We start from the raw sequence: 2,486 nt of genomic DNA on the forward strand, positions 1-2,486 counted from the left end.
AAATTGTTGAGGGAAAGTGCCACATCGGGATGATTGTCTCCTAAGAGTCGTTTTTTCAAATCTAATGCTTGTAGATAGAGAGGTTCCGCTTCTTTGTACCTGCCTTGGGAATAGTACAATCCTGCTAAATTGTTGAGGGAACTTGCCACATAGGGATGATTGTCTCCTAAGCGAGATTTTACCGCTTCGAGACAATTATCAAAATATCTTTCTGCTGAGTTATACTGTCCTTGCCCTTGGTAAAACCATGCTACCCCAACAAATGCCCAAATTAAATTATCATCATCATCATCAGGATTAGGAATATCATCCAGCATCTCTTGACTCAGTAACTCCAGATGAGGAATAGCCAGACGCACTCTGTCAATATCTGCAATAACGGGATTCTGGGGAATAGTCTTTGCTACAGCAATTCCACTACTCGCAATTCCTCCTTGCAGAACATGAATAAAATCATCCCCTTCCTGCTTACTTTGATAACGAAAATACTCTCTAAGTAGAGAATGAATAACAATATTTTTACCATTCTCAATCTCAATCAGAGACAAATTATCTAACTGCTTGCGTGCATCCTTGACTGCTTTCTTCTCCCATCCCAAACTGTTTATCGTCGGTTCCACCAAATCCTGCCAAGGAATAGCAGCAGCAGCAAACCTTCCCAACAGCATCGCCAACTGAGTTGCTAAACCTTGCAAACGTTGCCAACTCAAATTAAACGCAGCTATCACACCCCTCTCAGCCGTAATTCCCCTCACCATTTCATCGGAAAGCGACTCATCCTCAAGACTCAACTGCTGTAAATAATCTTCCAGAGACAACATCCGATCATCTTTTAAATATTTAGCAACCAACTCTAATGCTAAAGGTAAATAACCCAGATAACGACAAATCTCCTTGGCTGTTTCTATCTCATTTTCAATGCGCGAAGTGAGTTCAGCATCGACAATTTTTGTTAACAGTTCAATAGACTCCCCTTCTGACAATACCCCTAAAGGTAACTCCCAAAACCTCAGACTCAGATTCCTTTGTCGCGTCGTTAGCATCACCTTAAAACGAGAGGAAATTGGGAGCAATTCTTCAGGAATATCTTCTAAACTTTTAACATCATCAATAACAATTAAAATTTGTCCCTCTTGAGGATGCCAGTTTTGCCAACACCACTTCACCTGTTCCTCAACGCTTCCCAATTTCTGTAACTTCTCCGGCATTGCTAAATAAGGCGCAGCTTTTAATAAAATTTGAGTTGCTAAATCCCCTTGATTGAGAGAAAACCAATAACAAGCCACATATCGCTTTTGAAACTCTTTTGATAACGCATACTGAACCGCTAACTCAGTCTTACCCACACCTCCCATACCCCGTACCGCACAAACCGCTACGATCCCCTCCTTTTGTAACGCCTCATGCAAGTTTTTTAAGTCTTGCTGTCTCCCGACAAAATTGGGTGATCCTTGTCGTACATCACTGGGAATTGTTGTACTTACTTTTGGTAAATTAATCGTTTGGTTAATCTCAATTTGAGCATTAGGACCAAACGTTGAATCTTTAATCCCTGTCTGAGTATTTTTGTTATCCATAATCGTTATAAAATTAGTTAGTTTCTTGCTCAATTGTAAAAATAGCATCTCCATCCGCTTTGATCTGCTGCGCACCAATTTGTTCAACAAGATCGCCCTTAGCTTTTTGCTTGATTTCTGCTTCTATGCGACCTGCCGTAACATCTCTTAAACCAACTTGGGTGATTTCCCCTGCTTGAATTGCTTGTCCTAAAATCTGTAACTCCTCAGCAAAAAGGGAGTCTTCATCTAAAATCACATCTAAATTTTTAGTCAAAGTTGCGATCGCTGTACTATCACCCCTCTCAACCTTAGCCAAAGCTTCATCAACTTTAGGAGATTTTCCTGTTAAGCGAGTTTTGATTTTTTCCCATAAAACAGGAATCTTAGCCAAAGCTTCAGCCGTAAACCGTTTCGCTAAATCCCCCGTCCCAGACTTCACAAACTCTTGTACTGCTAAGGTGATCAGTAAACCTGCTGTTAATGGCTCAGTCATTTTTAAATTTTCCTCTAATAGTAATTCAAATTGGGTTTGAGACTCTAAACGTTTAGAGAAAAATAAAATCTCTAAATTTTAAATCTCTCCACTCTCATGGCTCTCTTGGATTTGGTGCATAAAATGTATTCTAAGATAAATTTCTCCTAGCGAGGGGGTGGAACGAAAGCTAAACCTACCAAATCTGGGGCGTAAACTCTGCATCATTTAAAATTATTACATTTTCCCCTGACTGCACCAACACAAATAAACCCTGACGACAAGCGTAACTCGCCACCTCATTGGGAACAATCATCGCTGCCACCGCTCCCAAAGCTTTTACATCTCGAAAACGAGGCATTAACCGTTTAAACTTAGCCAAACGTTGTAAATGCTCATCCACATCCCTTTGAGTTAACTTACTTTTGACTTCCACTAAAATGGCATCGGTATCA

2 protein-coding genes and 1 pseudogene are annotated in these 2,486 nt (G+C 40.3%); all 3 read right to left on the bottom strand.

The window, feature by feature from the left end; genetic code table 11:
* The coding region (locus O9324_RS04920; protein WP_288139602.1) for a tetratricopeptide repeat protein at positions 1-1,577 on the bottom strand (1,577 nt) is incomplete at its 3' end.
* Between the two features lie 13 nt (positions 1,578-1,590).
* Complete coding sequence (locus tag O9324_RS04925; RefSeq protein WP_288139603.1) at positions 1,591-2,052, bottom strand: hypothetical protein; 462 nt, start codon at positions 2,050-2,052, stop codon at positions 1,591-1,593.
* A 175-nt stretch (positions 2,053-2,227) separates the two neighbouring features.
* Positions 2,228-2,486: pseudogene (locus O9324_RS04930) on the bottom strand (DUF3782 domain-containing protein); the annotation flags it as partial.

It is taken from the genome of Microcystis sp. LE19-84.1B, from assembly GCF_027531875.1.
In the GTDB taxonomy this organism is placed as follows: domain Bacteria; phylum Cyanobacteriota; class Cyanobacteriia; order Cyanobacteriales; family Microcystaceae; genus Microcystis; species Microcystis panniformis.